Consider the following 18,774-nt stretch of genomic DNA (forward strand, 5'->3'; position numbering starts at 1 on the left):
CCAGCCGGTCATGCAGGGTCTGTGCCGTATCGGTGGCGGTGATGGGCAGTGTGCCGGCAAGACGGATCGCACCGGTATCAAGGCCGGCATCCATCTGCATGATGGTAATGCCGGTCTCTGTATCACCGGCGAGGATTGCACGCTGGATCGGCGCAGCACCCCGCCAGCGCGGCAGCAGCGAGGCGTGAATGTTGACACAGCCCATACGCGGTATCGCCAGCACGGTGGCCGGTAGAATCAGCCCATAGGCCACAACCACCATGACGTCAGGCCTCAGCGCCGACAGCTCGTTCTGGGCCGCAGGATCACGTAGCGATGCCGGCTGAAAGATTGGCAGGTCCAGCGACTCTGCCAATGCCTTGACCGGACTCGGCCGGGGCTTGCGGCCACGTCCGGCGGGACGATCTGGCTGGGTGTAGACGCCGCAGACGTCAAACCCGGCGTTCACCAGCGCCTGCAACGGCGGCACCGCGAATTCCGGCGTGCCGGCGAAGGCAACCCTCATGGCGCGATCCGGACGGGGCTCAATCCGATTCCTGCCGCTGCTGCTTCTCCAGCTTGCGGCGGATACGGTTTCGCTTCAGCTGCGACAGGTAGTCGATATAGAGCTTGCCGTCGAGATGGTCGATCTCATGCTGGATGCACTGGGCGAGCAGGCCTTCGCCGGTCAGCTCGAAGGACTCGCCATGGCGATCCAGCGCACGCACGGTCGTCCGTCCATGACGTTCGATGCGGTCGTAGTGCCCCGGCACCGACAGACAGCCCTCTTCGACAAGCTCCGGCTCCTCGGCCCCGATGATCTCGGGATTGATCATCACGATCGGAGAATCTTTCTTCTCCGAGCAGTCCATGACCGCCAACCGCAAGGCGATACCGACCTGGGTGGCCGCCAGTCCGACGCCGGGGGCGTCGTACATCGTTTCGAACATGTCGTCGATCAGCGCTTGCAGTTCATCATCGAACTGCTTCACCGGTTTGCCGGCATTGCGTAGACGAGGATCAGGATGGTGAAGAATTTTCAGGATTGCCATGCTAAATTGCTCGCAACAACTTGATGCGGCTCAAGGAATTCACTGTGCAACAGTCACCGTTCCTCGATGTCGCTGGTCCTGTCAGCCGCGATGTTGGGAGTGGGGACGCGAATGACGAAGTATAAACCTTTGCTGTCTTCGATTGCCGGCGCCTGCCTGCTGATGGCCTGTGCCAGCGATCCGGCGCCTGCGCCCTCACCCTCGTTCGAGCCGCCGCCACCCAGGGCCGAACCGGGCTTACCGCCACCGGTGGTCGAGGTTGCCGACAACGCGCCCCTGAAATACGTGGTGAAGAAAGGCGACACGCTGTGGGACATCGCCAGCTACTTTCTGCGCGATCCATGGCTTTGGCCCGAGGTCTGGTACGTCAATCCGCAGGTCAACAACCCGCATCTGATCTTCCCCGGCGACGAGTTGCTGCTGGTCTGGGTCGACGGGCGCCCTCAGATTCGCCGTTCCGGCCTGGGCGTCGAGCGCCTGTCGCCGCGCGTGCGCAATCTGCCGCTGGACGCCGCCATTCCGACGATTCCGATCGACGCCATCCGCAATTTCCTGCGCGGACCGCGTCTGATCGAAACCGACACGCTGGACGACGCGCCCTATGTGCTTGAATTCGTCGGCGAGCATCTGATCGGCGCCGAGGGCATGTCGGTTTATGTCATGCGCCTGCCGGAAAACGATGTCACGGCCTATCAGATCGTGCGCCGCGGCGAGACCTACCGCGATCCGGACAACAACAAGATACTCGGTGTCGAGGCCATTCCGATTGGCGAGATCGAGGTGCTGGACTACGGCTCACCCGCCGTGGCCCGGGTACTCGATTCACAGCGCGAGATTCTGATCGGCGATCACATGCTGCCGTCGGAAGAGGAAATCTTCAGCGCGAACTTTTTCCCGCATTCGCCCGCCAACGACGTCGAAGGCCGCATCGTCAGCGTCTACGAAGGCGTTTCGCAGATTGGTCAGTACGCCATCGTGGCGCTGAACCGCGGCCAGACCCACGGTCTTGCGCCCGGCCATGTGCTGAGCGTTTATCAGGCCGGCCGCAAGGTCTCCGATCCGTACAAGAGCGGCTACGGCAAGGTCCAGCTACCGGACCAGCTCGCCGGTACGCTACTGGTCTTCAAGACGTACGAGCGGTTCTCCTATGGCCTGGTCATGGAGGCTTTCCGGCCGGTGCATGTGCTGGACAAGGTCAAGAACCCTCAACCCGGACGCTGAGGTCGCGGATTGACTGACCCGCGCCGGGTCTGGCTGCGCCTGCTGCGCACCCCCGGCCTGGGTCCGGTTCGCACGCAGCGTCTGCTCGATGCGTTCGGCCATCCCGATCAGGCCCTGGCGGCGCCGAGAACCGAGCGTGAGCGAGCGGGCCTGCCTGCCGCGGTGGCGGCCGCACTGGACATCGAACCGGTGGGCATCGACGACGATCTGCGCTGGCTGGACGCCGAGCCGAACCGAGCGCTGATCACACGAGACGATGCGGTGTTTCCTGATGCACTCCGGCAAATCGCCGCGCCGCCAGCGGCACTATTCGTTCTGGGCGACCCGGATGTGCTGCGATTGCCGCAGCTCGCCATCGTTGGCAGTCGCAACCCGACCCCGCAGGGCGCGGAGAATGCACAGGCCTTCGCCTATTCCCTTGCCGCACGCGGACTCACCATCACCAGCGGCCTGGCCCTCGGCGTTGATGGACAGGCGCATCGAGGCGCCCTCGCCGCGGGCGGGCTTACGGTGGCGGTTTGCGGTACCGGGCTGGACCGCGTGTACCCGGCCACCCATCGCGATCTGGCGCATCAGATCGCGGCGGAAGGTGCGCTGGTATCGGAGTGGCCACCGGGCACGCCTCCCAAGGCCGAGCATTTCCCGCGCCGCAATCGCATCATCAGCGGGCTGGCATTGGGCGTGCTGGTCGTCGAAGCCGCCATCGAGTCCGGCTCATTAATCACCGCGCGCGATGCCATGGAGCAAAACCGCGAAGTCTTCGCGATTCCCGGCTCCATCCACAACGTATTGGCGCGTGGCTGCCACCGGCTGATCCGCGATGGCGCCACCCTGGTGGAAACGGCTGAAGACTTACTGGAACCCTTGGCAGGCCGGCTCGACTGGACGCCCGGCGCCGGCGCCCAGGCCTCCGATGCATTCCCTGACCCTGCGACCACACCGCGCTATGACGCGGACTACCAACGCTTGTTGAAGGCAATGGGCGACGCGCCGGTCAGTCTCAACACGCTCGTCGATCGGACCGAATTGACCGTCGAGGCGGTTTCTTCCATGCTGCTGGTCCTAGAGTTGGATGGTGTTGTTGCCTCCGCCTCTAGCGGACTTTTCATGCGATTGTCATCTGCACACTGAATCGTGAATAACCGCGCTGTGGAACCACGGCATGGGTGGCTGATGCCTTGGTTTCACGTCAATCGAAACCGGTACCACGCCTGCGCAGACAGGCCCAACTCAAGGGCAAACGACATGAAGGAAAACGTGCTCGACGTCCTCCTTTACCTGTTTGAGAACTACCTGGAAGAAGAAATCGAGGCCCGTTACGACGGCAGCCCTCTCCGCGAAGAACTCGAAGCCGCTGGCTTCCCAATGGAAGCGATCAGCCACGCCTTCGATTGGCTGGAAGGCCTGGAATCGCGCAAGCGCTCGATCGAAACCGTCACTGTCAGTACCGCCTCACGGGTCTATGCCGCAGAGGAGATGGCGCGGCTGTCGACCGGCTGCCGGGGTCTGCTGATGCACCTGGAGAATCTGGGCATCCTCCACCCGGACGGCCGCGAACTGGTCATCGAGCGCCTCATGGCCCTGGACGACGATGCCGTCGAGGAAGACCACGTCAAGTGGGTGGTGCTGATGGTGCTGTTCAACCAGCCCGAGCACGAAGAGGCCTACGCCCGGATGGAAGACCTGGTGTTTCAGGACTACGCGGAAGCACTGCACTAAGCGCCGACGGTCTTCGGCGTCGCCCCGGGCGCCGGAGACCGTTGATCACCGGCCGGACAAGAGCAGCCGCAGCGCCCGGCCAGACTGCGGCACCAGAGCCTGAGCGGGCTTGCGCCAAGACTTGGCCCGTGGCCGTTTGCAGACGGCCCGACTTGCAAGTCTTCCAAGCCACGGCCATGCTCGCGCCCCCAAATCCCCAATCCAACAAAAGGGTTTCCGCCCCCCATGGCGCAGAATCTGGTCATCGTCGAATCGCCTGCCAAGGCCAAGACCATCGAGAAATATCTCGGTAAGGATTACCGAGTACTGGCGTCCTACGGCCATGTGCGAGACCTGGTTCCCAAGGAAGGGGCTGTTGATCCCAGCGCAGATTTCGCGATGCGCTATCAGGTCATCGACCGCAACGAAAAGCACGTCAAGAACATTGTCGAGGCGCTGAAGAAATCCGACTCCCTGCTGCTGGCGACTGACCCTGATCGCGAAGGGGAGGCCATCGCCTGGCATCTGCTGGAGATCCTCAAGGAGCGCAAGCTGCTGGGCGACAAGCTGGTGCAGCGCGTGGTGTTCCACGAAATCACCGAGCGCGCGATCCAGGAGGCCCTGAGCCATCCGCGCGCCGTGTCCGATCACCTGGTCGATGCACAGCAGGCGCGGCGCGCCCTCGACTATCTCGTCGGTTTCAATCTCTCCCCCCTGCTGTGGCGCAAGGTACAGCGCGGACTGTCAGCGGGGCGCGTGCAAAGTCCGGCGTTGCGGCTGATCGTTGAACGCGAAGACGAGATCGACAAGTTCGTCGCACAGGAATACTGGTCCATCGACGCCCAGGTGCAGAAGGATGGCCAGTCCTTTGCCGGCCGCTTGTGGACCTTCGGCGGCGACAAGGTGGAGCAGTTCACCTTCACCGACGAGGCCGGCGCCACCGGCGCCCGCGAAAAGCTGCTGGCCGCAGCCGGCGGCTCGCTCACCGCAGAGACGGTCGAGAAAAAACAACGTCGCCGCAATCCCGCACCGCCGTTCACGACATCGACCCTGCAGCAGGAAGCCTCGCGCAAGCTCGGCTTCACGACGACGCGGACCATGCGCACGGCGCAGCAGCTGTATGAGGGCATCGAGATCGACGGCTCCTCGATCGGCCTGATCACCTACATGCGGACCGACTCGGTGTCGCTGGCCAACGATGCGCTGGTGGAAATGCGTGAGGTGATTGCCGAGCGCTACGGCAACAAGGCATTGCCCGACAAGCCGCGCCACTTCAAGACCAAGTCCAAGAATGCCCAGGAAGCGCACGAAGCCGTGCGCGCCACATCGGCAGCTCGTCACCCGGCCGACATGAAAAAATACCTCAACAGCGACCAGAGCAAGCTGTATGAGCTGATCTGGAAGCGTGCGATGGCCAGCCAGATGCAGCCGGCGCTCTACGACACGGTGTCACTGACGCTGGCCGCCGGCGACGGACACAGCTTCCGCGCCACCGGATCGACCCTGGTCGAGCCGGGCTTCATCGCCGTCTATCAGGAAGGCCGCGACGATTCGAAGGCCGACGACGACGACAAGACCCTGCCGCCGGTCGAGCAGGGCGATGTACTGGAACTGCTGGACATCGCCGCCGACCAGCACTTCACCGAGCCGCCGCCTCGCTACACCGAAGCCAGCCTAGTGAAGACGCTGGAGGAATACGACATCGGCCGGCCGTCGACCTATGCCAGCATCATCTCCACGTTGCTGTCGCGCGAGTATGTGGAACTGGAATCCAAGCGGTTCTACCCCACCGACATCGGCCGCATCGTCACCCGGTTCCTGACCGAACACTTCACCCAGTACGTGGATTACGACTTCACGGCCCGGCTGGAAGATGAACTGGACGCCGTTTCACGTGGTGAAAAGGACTGGAAGCCGCTGCTCGAAGGCTTTTGGGAACCCTTCCACGAGACCGTGGAATCCAAGCAGGACATCTCCCGCGCCGAGGTGGCGCAGGCCCGGGAACTGGGCACCGACCCCAAGTCAGGCAAACCGGTGATCGTTCGGATCGGCCGCTATGGGCCTTTCGCGCAGATCGGCTCCAAGGACGACGAAGACAAGCCGAAGTTCGCCAGCCTGCGGCCCGGGCAACGCCTGGACAAGATCACCCTGGACGAGGCCCTGGCCCTGTTCCAGCTACCGCGTGACATGGGCGAAACGCCTCAGGGCGAAGAGATGCAGGTCAACGTCGGGCGCTTCGGGCCCTACGTGCGCTTCGGCAAGAAATTCGCGTCGCTCGGCAAGGAAGACGACCCCTACACGGTCAGTCGAGACCGCTGCCTGGAACTGGTCGCGGCGAAGAAAAAGCTGGATGCGGAACGCGAGATCCACGTCTGGGAAGACGAGGGCATCAAGGTGCTGAACGGCCGTTACGGCCCGTACATCACCGACGGCAAGAAGAACGCCAAGATTCCCAAGGACACCGAGCCCAAGTCGCTGACACTGGAGCAGTGCCAGGAACTGATTGCAGCGGCGCCTGAACGCAAGAAACGCGGTACGCGCAAGGCCGCGCCTAAGGCCAAGAAGAGCGGGTGACGACGGCGTTTCAGCTTCGTCAGGCCGCCGGTAGGCTGCGCGCCGGCGGGCTGGCGCTCTACCCCACCGAAGGTGTCTGGGGGCTGGGTTGCAATCCGCTGGACCCGGACGCGGTATTCGCCCTGCTGGCGCTGAAGGCCCGCCCCGTGTCCAAGGGGCTGATCCTCATCGCCGACCGCGCGGAGCGGCTCGCCCCCTATGTCGTGGACCTGAGCGATCTACCGGCGCCCGGCGATCAACCGACGACCTGGATTCTGCCGGCTCACGTCGCCTGCCCCTGGTGGCTGACGGGGGGACGACCGACGCTCGCCGTGCGTATCACCACCCATCCCGTTGCCGCCGGGCTTTGTGCCCACTTCGGCGGTGCCATCGTGTCGACCAGCGCCAACCCTGGGGGCCGGCCGGCACCGCGACGGGCCTCCCAGATCGACCCGCAGATCCGTCAGGCGGTCGACCTGAAACTGGGCGGGCGAACCGGCCCGCTACGCGGCGCAACCCCCATCCGCGTTGCCGGCAGCGGTGACTACGCACGAGGCGGCATGCCACGTGGCTGATTCCGCGACCATCCAGCCTGCGGCGGTTGAGGCATTTCTGCGTCAACTGCAAAGCGACATCTGCTCGGCGCTGGAGTCGCTGGAGCCCACCGCACGCTTCGCACACGATGTCTGGCAGCGCGCCGAAGGCGGTGGCGGCAACACCCGGGTGCTGGAAGATGGCGCCGCACTGGAACGCGCCGGCGTGGCGCTGTCGGTCATCCAGGGCAAGCGGCTGCCGCCCGCGGCTAGTGCCCGCAATCCCGAGCTGGCCGGCCGGGGGTTTCGCGCCATGGGCGTTTCCGTGGTCGTCCATCCCCGCAACCCCTATGCGCCCACGTCACATATGAACGTGCGCTTTCTGGTCGCGGAATCGGCCGATAGCCCGCCGATCTGGTGGTTCGGTGGCGGCTTCGATCTCACGCCGATCTATGGTTTCGACGAAGACTGCCGCCACTGGCATGCGACAGCGAAAGCGCTTTGCGCACCCTTCGGCGCCGAGGTGTACCCGCGCTACAAGCAGGCCTGCGACGACTACTTCTATCTGCCGCACCGCCAGGAGCCCCGCGGCATTGGTGGGTTGTTCTTCGACGACCTCAACGATGGGGGTTTCGAGCGCTGTTTCGCGTTCCAGCAGTCGGTCGGTCGGGGCTATGTCGATGCGCTGCTGCCGATACTGCAGCGCCGCTGCGACATGACGTACGGCGAACGCGAGCGGGCGTTCCAGCTATACCGCCGCGGGCGCTATGTGGAGTTCAACCTGGTGCACGACCGCGGCACGCTGTTCGGGCTGCAGTCGGGCGGGCGCACCGAATCCATTCTGATGTCCATGCCACCTGCCTCCGGCTGGCGGTATCGGCACGTGCCAGAACCCGGCTCGCCAGAGGCTGCGCTGACGGAACATTTCCTCGTACCGCGAGCCTGGGCGTAGCGGTCGCGCCCGGTCTATGTTGCGCAGCCATACCGGCCGGGACAGACTCCCGTCATGACACTGACCGAACTCAAGTATCTGGTCGCCCTGGACAGCGAACGCCACTTCGGCCGCGCGGCCGACCGCTCCTTTGTTAGCCAGCCGACGTTGTCGGTGGCGCTGCGCAAACTGGAAGATGAACTCGGCGTGACGCTGTTCGAACGGCACCGCGGCGAAGCGCGACCCACCCCCATCGGCGAACGCATCATCGCCCAGGCCCGGGTGGTGCTGTCCGAAGCGGCACAGATCGAGCAGCTGGCCCGCGCTGGACAGAACGAACTGGCTGGCCCACTGCGCCTGGGGGCGATTTACACGGTCGGGCCTTATCTGTTGCCCTACCTCGTCCCGGCCCTGCGGAAGGCAGCGCCCAGCATGCCGCTAATCATCGAGGAAAACTTCACGGTCAATCTGATTGAGCAGCTCAAGCAGAACGAACTGGATGCAATCCTCATCGCGTTGCCGATTGATCAGGCCGGCCTGCAGCCGTGGCCGGTGTACGACGAGAGCTTTTCGGTGGTCCTGCCCGCCGACCACCCCTGGGCGGCGGCCGAGGACATTCCGTCCGAAGAGCTGGCCGGCGAGCACCTGCTGCTGCTGGGACCAGGTCACTGCTTCCGGGATCAGGTCGTCGAGGCCTGCCCGAATTGTGTCGATCAGGTGCAGGGTCAGCCGAGACCGCTAACCGGCTCCAGTCTGGAGACGATCCGACACATGGTCGCCAGCGGGCTGGGTATCACCGTCCTGCCTCAGAGCTCAATCGTCAACCGGCCGGATGAAACCACCATGCTGATCACGCGGCCGTTTCAGTCACCGGCACCGCAGCGCCGCATCGCCATAGCCTGGCGCAAGAACTTCCCTCGCCGGCAGGCCATCGCCGCACTGCAGGAAGCGATACTTTCCAGCGCCATGGCTGGCGTCACCTGGGTACAGGAGCCGGCTCCCTGGGAGGTCAGCCCAGCCGCCTGATTCTCTCAGGCCATGTCGTGCCGGCGATTGCCAGGCAAATCAGTCGCCGCGGCGACGCTAGCCGTCGAGCTGAGCCTGACGACTCGCCAGTTCGTCGCGCTGGGGCCGCGGCAGCGCTGGGGCGGTGACCCGGATGCCCGCACGAATCCTCTGCAGCGCTGCGTTGCCCTGCTGGGCGATTTGCCGACCAACAGGTTGCGTATCGAAGTTCAGCACCAGCCAATGACGGGCGCTATCGGGGTCGGCCGTGCGCGGCACCGCGCCAGCAGCGGCCCCGCCGGGCGCCGCGAGCAGGCCCAGGACTAGCCCGACGGCCAGCCATGGCCGCCCTTGCGTGGATCTTCGATTGGTCATGGTCGCGTCTCCCTGCGAAGCCGCCCGGCCAGTGGCGCGGTCGGCATGCCTTGTTGCCGGGCGGGGTGCCCTCCCCAGCGAGACGCGGGAACCTGCCGAAGCGTCGCAGCCTTATAGCGTCGTGGCCTTGGCCGACGGATTGAGCTTGTCCAGGGTGCGCTGATCGAAATCGCTGGCGTCGTGCCGCTCGAAGAGCTGGTCGGACGGCTCGCCCCAAACCCGGTTGACCTTGCGCCCCCGCTGCGCCGCCGGCCGCGCGGCAATGGCATCCGCCCAGCGAATGACATGGCTGTAGTCCTGCACCTGCAGGAATTCCCCCGCCTCGTACAGCAAGCCCTTGACCAGCGCGCCGTACCACGGCCAGTTGGCGATATCGGCGATGCTGTAGTCGTCCCCGGCCAGGTATTCATGCTCGGCTAGATGTCGGTTGAGCACATCGAGCTGGCGCTTGGTTTCCATCGCGTAGCGATTGATCGCGTACTCGATCTTGATTGGCGCGTAGGCGTAGAAGTGGCCGAACCCGCCTCCCAGAAAGGGGGCGCTGCCCATCTGCCAGAACAGCCAGTTCATGGCCTCGGTGTGCGCGTGGTGCTCCAGCGGCAACAGCGCGCCGAATTTGTTGGCCAGATACAGCAGAATCGAACCGGATTCGAACACCCGGGTAGGCGTGTCGGTACTGCGATCTACCATCACCGGAATCTTCGAGTTCGGGTTGATGTCGACATAGCCGGACGAAAACTGATCGCCCTCCGTGATGTTGATCAGCCAGGCATCGTAGTCGGCTCCGGCATGACCGAGCTCCAGCAACTCTTCCAGCATGACGGTGACCTTGACGCCATTCGGCGTCGCCAACGAATAGAGCTGCAAGGGGTGCTCGCCCACTGGCAGGCTCTTGTCGTGGGTCGGACCGGCCACCGGGCGGTTGATGCTGGCGAAGCGCCCTCCGCTTTCGGCATCCCAGGTCCAGACTGTCGGCGGCGTGTAACCCTGATCATCGGACATGAAGTAACTCCTGGTTCGTGAGGAATGGGCGGTACAGTGCACGAGACCGCGTTGCGACGCTGGCGTTCACACCCGCAGCCAACGCAGTCGAGCATGGTCAGGCGCGTGCGAAGCGCTCGGCTCCGGCGACCCAGCGTTGCGACAGCACTCGGCGGACATCATCGCTGCGCTCGCCAAGACCCACCGCGATGGCCTCGGCCGCATCCAGCAAATCGGCGTCGCGGACCATGTCGGCAATGCGCAGGCCGACCTCGCCGGTTTGCCGTGTTCCCATCACCTCGCCCGGTCCGCGCAATTCCAGGTCCCGCTCAGCGATCCGGAAGCCGTCGGTGGTTTCTCGCATCACCGCCAGCCTTGATTTCGCGAGTTGTGACAGCGGCCCCTGATACATCAGCACGCAATGGCTGGATTCGCTGCCACGGCCCACGCGCCCCCGCAGCTGGTGCAACTGAGCCAGCCCCAGACGTTCGGCATTTTCGATGATCATCAGCGATGCGTTCGGCACGTCTACCCCGACCTCAATGACCGTGGTGGCGACCAGCAGATCAATGCCGCCCGCCTTGAAGTCCGCCATCACGCGCTGCTTGTCGGCCGGTTTCATGCGGCCATGGACCAGGCCGATACGCAGCTGGGGGCAGTCTGCACGCAACCGCTCCGCCGCCGCTTCGGCCGCCTCGGCATCCAGTTGGTCCGAGATTTCCACCAGCGTGCAGACCCAATACGCCTGCCGGCCGCGCTGACAGGCGGCGGCCACGCGTTCGATGACAGCATCGCGACGCTGCTGGTCCAGCACAATGGTCGCGACCGGAGTCCGGCCCGGCGGCAGTTCGTCGAGCACCGAGGTGTCGAGGTCGGCGTAGGCCCGCATCGCCAGTGTCCGGGGGATCGGCGTGGCGGTCATGACCAGTTGATGGGGATAGCGGTCTGCGCCCTTGTCGAGCAGCGCAAGCCGTTGATGCACGCCGAAGCGGTGCTGTTCATCCACCACGACCAGCGCCAGCTTCGGCAGCTGAACGCTGCGCTGGAACAGTGCATGGGTTCCGACGGCGAGTAATGCGTCTCCGGATTCCAGGCGCGCTTCGATTTGACGACGCTCCTGTGCCTTGCGTGCTCCGGACAGCAGCAGCACCTCCACCCCGAGGGGCGCCAGCCAACCCTGCAAGGTCACCGCATGTTGCTCGGCGAGCAATTCGGTAGGTGCCATCAATGCGGCCTGATGTCCGGCGCGGACCGCAGCCAGCAGTGCGGCCGCGGCAATCACCGTCTTGCCCGCACCAACGTCGCCCTGAACCAGGCGCATCATCGGGCCCTCCCGCGCCAGATCATCAGCGATCTCGCCAACCACGCGTTGCTGGGCGCCGGTGAGCGTAAACCCGAGCCCGTCCAGCAGCGGCTGGAGCACCGCGCGATCGAGACGCAGCGGCGTGGCCCGCAGTTGCTCCCGCGCGCGCCGCTTGAGATCACTAAGGCTCAGCCGATGCGCAAGCAATTCCTCCAGCGCCAGGCGCCGCTGGGCCGGGTGGTAACCGCTGGCGAGCAGATTGACATCACTGCCGACCGGCGGCCGGTGCAAGACGGTGATCGCCTCATGCAGCGCAGGTAGGGGCAGGCCCGCGAACGACTCGCCGAGCAAGGGATCATCCACCTGGGTCAGCAGGTGGTCCATCGCCCGGGCAATCATCGCTCGCAAGCGCCCCTGCGTGACGCCCTGGGTCAGCGGATACAGCGGCGTGAGCGCGTCTTCGGTGACGGACTCGTCCTCCGGGCCGGGCACCAGTTTGTACTCCGGATGCGCCATTTCCAGTCCGGTGGGGCCGGGACGCACATCGCCAAACACACGCACCCACTGTCCCGAGACGAACTGGCGCTGCTGCGCGCGCGAAAAATGGAACAGGCGCATGCCGAGCCGGCCGGTGCCGTCGGTGAGCGACACCAGTAGCGATCGCCGCCGTCCAAACTTGAGGTCGGCCCGCTCGACCCGTCCGACCAGCTGTGCGCGGATACCCGGCGTCAGGCTGCCGATGGTCCACAGGCGAGTGCGATCCTCGTAGCGATTGGGCAAGTGGAACAGCAGATCTTCGGCCACCTGCAGGCCCAACTGCGCCAACCGTGCGGCCATTGCGTCGCCGACGCCGGGAAACGCCGTCAGCGGTGAGTCCGGAGTCAACGGCGTGGTGCGTGCCGCGGCAATGCGCCCCCGAGTCGCCATCGTCGTTCGAGTGCGCTCAGTCCTCGAGGACGAGAATTGCGTCGGCCTCGACCTGCGCACCCTTGGGCAAGGCAGACACCTCGACGGCCGCCCGCGCCGGGTACGGTTCGGAAAAGAATTCGGACATCACCCGATTCACCGCAGCGAACTCACCCAGGTCGGTCAGGAAGATGGTCAGCTTGACCGCCGCCTGCAGCGTGGCGCCGGCGGCCTCGGCCACCGCCGAGAGGTTGCTGAAGACCTGCCGCGCCTGGGCTTCGAAATCGCCTTCGACCATGGCGCCGGTCACCGGGTCCAGCGGGATCTGGCCGGAAATGTAGACCGTGTTGCCGGCCTGCACGGCCTGCGAGTAAGTTCCGATGGCCGCCGGGGCCTGATCTGTGCTGATGATGCGGCGCATGGTTGCTCCAGATAAATGGGGGACGTTAGGGAAACACTGATCTAATCACGCCGCCAAGTTGCCGATTTTCCCGCAAGCCTGCGTGGTCGTTCGCTCATTTGGAATGATCAAACCGCGCTCACTCCGTCTCGGTGGTGAGAATAGATCAGTGTTTCCTTAGCTGCGTTGCACGCGCTCGACGATATCGAGGCGTCGCAGACCGCGCATGACCTGCGCGAGGTGAATGCGGTCACGGATGGTGATGTTGATGCGCATATCCGCCATCCCGCTGGACCGGTCCGACATGTTCACGTTCTCGATGCTGGAACCGGCATCGGCGATCTCGGTGGCAACGGTGGCCAGGAATCCGCGCTGATTGGGCCCTTGAATCCGCAGTTCGACGATGAAGTCACCCTCGACATCATCGGACCAGGACAACGAAACCCAGTCATGCGGCCCACCCTTGCGGTTCTGAATGCCGGATTTGCAATCGACCCGATGAATCACGATGCCGCGCCCCATCGAGACATGGCCGCGGATCGGATCGCCGGGGATTGGATGGCAGCAGCCGCCGTACTCGACGATCAGGCCCTCCGTGCCCTGAATCGCCAACGGGGCGACCAGTGCAATGGCGCTGTTCTGCTGAGCAGGTTCCAGGAACAGGCGGGCCACCAGCGGCGACAGGCGCCGACCCAGGCCGATGCTGGCGTAAAGATCTTCCATGTCGTCCAGTTCGAGCTTGGCCAACACCTGCTCGGCGTCATCGCCCTTGAGCACACGCGGTGCAACGCCCAGCTCATCCAGCGAGCGCTCCAGTAAGCGCCGACCGAGGCGGACGGCCTCGTCGTCCCGCAGATTCTTGAGATAGCTGCGAATCGATGTCCGCGCCTTGGCGGTCTTGACGAAGTTCAGCCAGGCCGCATTCGGACGCGCATGCTTGGCGCCGATGATCTCGACCGTATCGCCATTGCGTAGCTGCACCGACAACGGCGCCAGATGATGGTTAACCCGTCCCGCCACGCAATGATTGCCGAGCTCGGTGTGCACGGAGTAAGCGAAATCGACCGGCGTCGCGCCGCGCGGCAACCTGCGGATCTGACCCTTGGGCGTGAACACGTAGACCTCGTCCGGGAACAGATCGATCTTGACGTTCTCGAGAAACTCCAGGGAGTTGCCGGGCGCGTGATCCATTTCGAGCAGCCCGGTCAGCCACTCACGGGCACGCACCTGAGGCGCCTTGGCTCCGCCGCCGCCCAGCTTGTACTGCCAGTGCGCGGCGATGCCTGACTCGGAAATATGGTGCATGTCCCGGGTGCGAATCTGCACCTCGATCTTGATTCCACCGGGTCCGACCAGCGTCGTGTGCAGCGACTGGTAACCGTTGACCTTCGGCGTGGCAACGAAATCATTGAATAGCTCGCCGATGGGCTTGTACACGTGATGGACCACACCCAGCGCCCGGTAGCAGTCGTCGATTCGCTTGACGATTATCCGGAAGCCGTAGAGGTCCATGACGTCGAGAAAACGCAGATGCTTGCGTCGCATCTTGAGATAGATGCTGTAGAGGTTTTTCTGACGGCCAACCACCGAGGCGCCGATACCTTCATCACGCAACGCTTTTGAAAGCGTCTGCTCGACTTCACGGACCAGATTCCGGCGATTGCCGGACACTTCGGCGACGGCGCGGTCCAGCACGCTATAGCGATTGGGGTAGAGATTGGCGAACCCAAGGTCCTCCAACTCCACCCGCATGGTGTGAATACCCAGACGCTGTGCAATGGGCGCGTAGATATCCAGCGTTTCCCGCGCGATCTTCCGGCGTTTCGGATGCGGCATGGACCCTAGGGTCCGCATGTTGTGCAGTCGGTCCGCCAGCTTGACGAGGATGACGCGGATATCCTGCGTCATCGCAAGCAACAGCTTGCGGAAACTCTCGGCCTGGACCTCTGCCTTGGTCTGGAACTGTGCGCGATCGAGCTTGGATACGCCGTCGACCAGCGCCGCGACATCACGACCGAAGTGCCCGGACACCTCCTCCAACGTAACGTCCGTGTCCTCGACCACGTCGTGCAGGATCGCCGCCATCAGGGTCGTGTGATCCAGATGCATTTCGGCCAGGATTCGCGCCACGGCCAGCGGGTGATAGATGTACGCCTCGCCGGACTTGCGGTACTGCCCTTCGTGCCGCTCCGCACCGAACTGGTAGGCGTACTGCACCTCGTCCACCTGCTCCTGCGGCAGGTAGGTTTCCAGCACCTCGCGCAACGCCTCGATCCCGAATTCACGGGAGATCCGCTGATTGCGGATGGCATTGTTGAGACGACCGAGCATCAGGGAACTATATAAGACCGACGAGCGGTTGGGGTGGCTGACGACTCAGGTCGGTCACGCATACGAAAACGCCCGCAGGTCGCGGGCGTTTCTCGATCATTCAGCAGAGGGTCTGACGACTCAGGACTCCGGACCCGGATCCAGGTTGGCGAGCTCCATCTTCACCCGAGGAATCAGCGGCAGGTCGTCTTCGTGAAGTACGCTTTCACCCACACGGCCTTCACCAATCTCGCGCAGCGCCACCACGGTGGATTTGTCGGTGCCCCACGGAATGCTCGGCTCGGCGCCGCGCGCGAGCTGGCGGGCGCGCTTCGAGGCGACCAGCGTCAATTGAAACTGGTTGGGAATCTGTTCGAGGCAATCTTCTACGGTTACACGTGCCATGGACTGTCTGCGGCTGCGCTGGAAAAGAGGCGGGATTCTACGCAGATCCGGCGGGATTGACCAGCGACCGCGCCAATTCACCGACCGGGCCGGACTCCGCCTGGACACGACGCAACCGCGCCGCGCGGAAGACAGCAACCAACGCCCGCGCAGCCACATCGAAGTCGTCGTTGACGATCACATAGTCGTATTCCTGCCAGTGCGACATCTCCGCAACGGCGTCACGCATTCTCCGCTCGATGACGTCGTCGCTGTCCTGGCCGCGGCTGGACAAGCGCGCGCGGAGCGCATCCGTCGACGGCGGCAACACATAGATCAACACGGCGTCTGGATAGGCAGCCTTGACCTGCCGCGCGCCCTGCCAGTCGATGTCGAGCACGATGTCTTCGCCAGCATCCAGAGCCTGCAGGGTGCGCGCGCGGCCTGTCCCATAGCGGCGATCAAACACCTGGGCGTGCTCCAGAAACGCGTTCGCTTCGGCCATCTCCAGAAAGGCCGAGTCGTCGACAAAGTGGTAGTCCTGCCCATTGCGCTCACCCGCGCGCGGCAGCCGCGTGGTGTAGGACACGGAAAACGACACGACATGGCCATCCCCCGCCAACTGGTCGATGGCGGCATGCGTCAGGCTGGTTTTTCCGGCGCCCGAGGGCGCTGAGACGACAATCAGTGAACCCTTCAAAGTAGTTCTCTCAAATCCGGCACGGGCTTGGCCGGAAGCTTATCGAAGGCGCCAGGGCTTTGCCGGCGCACGCGCGGCCTCTGCCCAATTCTTTCAAAAGAGAACGATTCTTATTATCAAATCAAGTTTCGACGTCGATAGCGCAAGAATTCCGTGCGTCACAACCGGAAGTCAGCCCATTGCCGGCCCATCTGCGAGTTTAGGGATAAGTGTCCCAAACGCCGCGCGAGGCCGACTAACTCCATAGCGACCAATGCCTTAACAAACGCTGGGACACGATCGGGGAATCCCCCGGTGGCCGGATTCCGACACGCATCACGTATTCCCAACACGGCCCCATGAAATGTGAACCGTTTCAAGATAAGTTCACCAACTTCGCGCAATACTCGGGTCCGCAATGGGGATTCTCGACCCGAGTCGATAGTTGCGCACAGGGAGCTTGCGATGATCCAGAAGGGACTGATCGCCGCCGTCGCGATGCTGACGTGCAGCGTTGTCTGGGCACAGGATGATCTGCTCGACGGCGGATTGCTGGAAGGTGATCTGCTCGAAGCATCGTCCGAACAAGATGATGACGCGCTGCTCGGCGACGACAGCCTGCTCGAAGGCGACGACCTGCTCGGCGGCAGCGATGATTTACTGGGTGACTCCGGCGGCCTGCTTGATGGCGACTCGGACCTGCTGAGCGGCGAACCGCCGGCCGCGGCCGAAGCCGACACGACCGACGTTGCCAAGACCGAACCGGAAAGCGACGAGCTAACGCCTGACCAGATCCACCGGCTGCTGTTCGAGGAAGAGGAATACCCTTCGGCCAACACCTGCGGCACCTGCCACCCGGTGCAGTTCGAGCAATGGGCAGTGTCTCAGCACGCCTATGCGCAGATTTCCCCCGTCTACATGGCGATGCAACGCACGATCAACGCGCAGACCAGCAGCACCAACGGCGACTTCTGCATTCGTTGTCACACCCAGATCGGCATGAACAAGGGCGAATCCCCGTTCATCTCCAACCTGGATCGTCACCCCGCTTCCAGCGAAGGCATCACCTGCGTGGTCTGCCATCGGCTCAGCCAGCCTTACGGCAAGGTCAGCGGACGCGTGGCACTGGAAACGGGCGACCTGACCGCACCTGTCTACGGCCCGACCGACGGGCAGGTGTTGCAGGCGACCATCGATGGGTCAGGCGGCACCTTGACGCCCGACCCCGACAAGTCCGGCCGCAAGATTCACGGCGGGGTGCGCACCTTCGAATACATTGGCGAATCCGGCTTCTGCGGTGTCTGCCATGACGTGAACCTGTTCAACGGCTTCCGCCTGGAAGAGGCTTTCTCGGACTACAAGCAATCCCCCGCCGCCGCAGAAGGCACGAGCTGTCAGGACTGTCACATGGGCACGGTACAGGGGAAGGTCAGCGACTACGCCTATGGCCCTGCGGCGATGATCGGCAGCAAGCCGACGCCGGACCGCAAGCTCACGAATCACTTCTTCGCCGGGCCTGACTATTCCATCGTCCATCCGGGCATTTTTCCGCACAATATCGAAGCGACCAAGCTCGCCACGCCGCGCGACTGGCTGAAGTTCGACCATGAAGCCGGCTGGGGTACTGACGCGTTCGAGGACAGCGCTCCGGACGACTACGAGTTCCCCGAGCGCTGGCGCGCCATCGATGACCGCTACGACGCCCGCGCGATCATCGACGAGCAGTTCGAGCGCCTGGAATGGGCACGGACCAAGCGACTGGAAGTGTTGCGCAATGGTTTCGGCCTGAGCGAGGTGTCGGTCACCCGTCAGACGGATCGCCAGCTCAAGTTCGAGCTGGACGTGAAGAACATCATGAACGGCCACAGCGTGCCGACGGGTTTTGATGCCGAGCGTGTGATCTGGCTATACGTGGCCGTGAAGGACGCAGACGGCAAGATCCTCATGGAGTCGGGTGACCTCGACCCGAATGGCGATGTCCGCGACTCGCATTCGATCTATGTCCACAACGGCGAGCTGCCGCTGGACACGCAGCTGTTCAACATGCAGTCGAAGTTCATCACGCGGAATGTCCGCGGAGGCGAACGCGAACAGGTGCTCACCGTGAACTACTCCGTGGACCCGCTGCCGTTCATTCGGCCCAGCACCTCATCGACGATTCTCACCGGGCAGCCAGCCGGGGCACGCAAGCACCGCCACGTGCTGTCACCCGGGGCCAAGCGCACCGCGACGTATCGCAGCGAACTCAATGGCAATGGTCCATACACCGTGACCGCAGAACTCAAAGCCGCGATGGTGCCCGTGAATCTGGTGGCCGAAATCCAACACGTGGGGTTCGACTACGGCATGAGCCCGCGTGATGTAGCCGACGGCGTGGTCGCCGGCCACATGGTGATCTGGGAGCGCAAGCTCGAAGTCGGGGGTGCGACTGTCGCCCAGGCGGGCCACGAGTAGCCGGGGGCAG

The 18,774-nt window shown here is 64.0% G+C and carries 17 protein-coding genes; 8 read left to right on the forward strand and 9 right to left on the reverse strand.

The features are described 5' to 3' along the window. Together fmt and def are read right to left on the reverse strand one after the other, a co-directional pair. Nucleotides 1-505, reverse strand: a 505-nt coding sequence (gene fmt, locus ACE1EY_RS00535) for a methionyl-tRNA formyltransferase (RefSeq protein WP_370299190.1), incomplete at its 3' end; no start/stop codon positions are given. Nucleotides 506-524: 19 nt separating this feature from the next. Beyond that, nucleotides 525-1,031, reverse strand: a complete 507-nt coding sequence (def, locus tag ACE1EY_RS00540) for a peptide deformylase (protein WP_291514559.1) — start codon at nucleotides 1,029-1,031, stop codon at nucleotides 525-527. A gap of 111 nt (nucleotides 1,032-1,142) precedes the next feature. Between def and ACE1EY_RS00545 the strand changes: the two genes are divergently transcribed. The 7 genes from ACE1EY_RS00545 (at nucleotide 1,143) to ACE1EY_RS00575 (ending at nucleotide 8,993) form a co-directional block, all read left to right on the forward strand. Then, on the forward strand, nucleotides 1,143-2,252 hold the full coding sequence (locus ACE1EY_RS00545) for a LysM domain-containing protein (protein WP_291514558.1): 1,110 nt from the start codon (nucleotides 1,143-1,145) through the stop codon (nucleotides 2,250-2,252). A gap of 9 nt (nucleotides 2,253-2,261) precedes the next feature. Continuing rightward, complete coding sequence (gene dprA / locus ACE1EY_RS00550) at nucleotides 2,262-3,383, forward strand: DNA-processing protein DprA (RefSeq protein ID WP_291514557.1); 1,122 nt, start codon at nucleotides 2,262-2,264, stop codon at nucleotides 3,381-3,383. Between the two features lie 114 nt (nucleotides 3,384-3,497). Next, the gene (locus ACE1EY_RS00555; protein ID WP_370299192.1) at nucleotides 3,498-3,971 is read left to right on the forward strand and encodes a DUF494 family protein; all 474 of its coding nucleotides are present in this window, start codon (nucleotides 3,498-3,500) and stop codon (nucleotides 3,969-3,971) included. A gap of 225 nt (nucleotides 3,972-4,196) precedes the next feature. Next, complete coding sequence (locus ACE1EY_RS00560; RefSeq protein WP_291514555.1) at nucleotides 4,197-6,524, forward strand: DNA topoisomerase I; 2,328 nt, start codon at nucleotides 4,197-4,199, stop codon at nucleotides 6,522-6,524. Continuing rightward, on the forward strand, nucleotides 6,521-7,078 hold the full coding sequence (locus tag ACE1EY_RS00565) for an L-threonylcarbamoyladenylate synthase (protein WP_291514554.1): 558 nt from the start codon (nucleotides 6,521-6,523) through the stop codon (nucleotides 7,076-7,078). The genes ACE1EY_RS00560 and ACE1EY_RS00565 overlap by 4 nt, the downstream gene beginning before the upstream one ends. Beyond that, on the forward strand, nucleotides 7,071-7,988 hold the full coding sequence (gene hemF, locus ACE1EY_RS00570) for an oxygen-dependent coproporphyrinogen oxidase (protein WP_291514553.1): 918 nt from the start codon (nucleotides 7,071-7,073) through the stop codon (nucleotides 7,986-7,988). The genes ACE1EY_RS00565 and hemF overlap by 8 nt, the downstream gene beginning before the upstream one ends. A 54-nt stretch (nucleotides 7,989-8,042) precedes the next feature. Then, a complete protein-coding gene (locus tag ACE1EY_RS00575) occupies nucleotides 8,043-8,993 on the forward strand; it encodes a hydrogen peroxide-inducible genes activator (RefSeq protein ID WP_370299194.1) in 951 nt (316 codons plus the stop codon). 57 nt (nucleotides 8,994-9,050) lie between these two features. Here ACE1EY_RS00575 and ACE1EY_RS00580 read toward each other — a convergent pair whose 3' ends face one another. The 7 genes from ACE1EY_RS00580 to gmk all read right to left on the reverse strand — a co-directional run bounded on the left by ACE1EY_RS00580 (nucleotide 9,051) and on the right by gmk (nucleotide 16,331). Next, nucleotides 9,051-9,347 carry a hypothetical protein gene (locus tag ACE1EY_RS00580; RefSeq protein WP_291514551.1) on the reverse strand — a complete coding sequence of 99 codons (297 nt, stop codon included), beginning with the start codon at nucleotides 9,345-9,347 and terminating at the stop codon, nucleotides 9,051-9,053. 111 nt (nucleotides 9,348-9,458) lie between these two features. Beyond that, nucleotides 9,459-10,349: a glutathione-dependent disulfide-bond oxidoreductase gene (yghU, locus tag ACE1EY_RS00585; RefSeq protein WP_291514550.1), complete on the reverse strand. Its 891-nt coding sequence runs from the start codon at nucleotides 10,347-10,349 to the stop codon at nucleotides 9,459-9,461. A gap of 97 nt (nucleotides 10,350-10,446) precedes the next feature. Then, nucleotides 10,447-12,558 (reverse strand): ATP-dependent DNA helicase RecG, encoded by a 2,112-nt coding sequence (recG, locus tag ACE1EY_RS00590; RefSeq protein ID WP_370299195.1) that lies wholly within the window; start codon nucleotides 12,556-12,558, stop codon nucleotides 10,447-10,449. Between the two features lie 16 nt (nucleotides 12,559-12,574). After that, nucleotides 12,575-12,958: a RidA family protein gene (locus tag ACE1EY_RS00595; protein ID WP_291514548.1), complete on the reverse strand. Its 384-nt coding sequence runs from the start codon at nucleotides 12,956-12,958 to the stop codon at nucleotides 12,575-12,577. 156 nt (nucleotides 12,959-13,114) lie between these two features. Further along, complete coding sequence (locus ACE1EY_RS00600; protein ID WP_370299196.1) at nucleotides 13,115-15,268, reverse strand: bifunctional (p)ppGpp synthetase/guanosine-3',5'-bis(diphosphate) 3'-pyrophosphohydrolase; 2,154 nt, start codon at nucleotides 15,266-15,268, stop codon at nucleotides 13,115-13,117. Nucleotides 15,269-15,388: 120 nt separating this feature from the next. Continuing rightward, complete coding sequence (gene rpoZ / locus ACE1EY_RS00605) at nucleotides 15,389-15,652, reverse strand: DNA-directed RNA polymerase subunit omega (RefSeq protein WP_291514324.1); 264 nt, start codon at nucleotides 15,650-15,652, stop codon at nucleotides 15,389-15,391. A gap of 37 nt (nucleotides 15,653-15,689) precedes the next feature. Further along, nucleotides 15,690-16,331, reverse strand: coding sequence for a guanylate kinase (gmk, locus tag ACE1EY_RS00610; protein WP_291514325.1), 642 nt, complete (start codon nucleotides 16,329-16,331; stop codon nucleotides 15,690-15,692). Nucleotides 16,332-16,775: 444 nt separating this feature from the next. Here gmk and ACE1EY_RS00615 point away from each other — a divergent pair, with 444 nt between their 5' ends. Further along, on the forward strand, nucleotides 16,776-18,764 hold the full coding sequence (locus ACE1EY_RS00615; RefSeq protein WP_291514326.1) for a multiheme c-type cytochrome: 1,989 nt from the start codon (nucleotides 16,776-16,778) through the stop codon (nucleotides 18,762-18,764). Nucleotides 18,765-18,774 lie beyond the last annotated feature (10 nt).

This window comes from Abyssibacter sp., from assembly GCF_964229365.1.
Taxonomy (GTDB): domain Bacteria; phylum Pseudomonadota; class Gammaproteobacteria; order Nevskiales; family OUC007; genus Abyssibacter.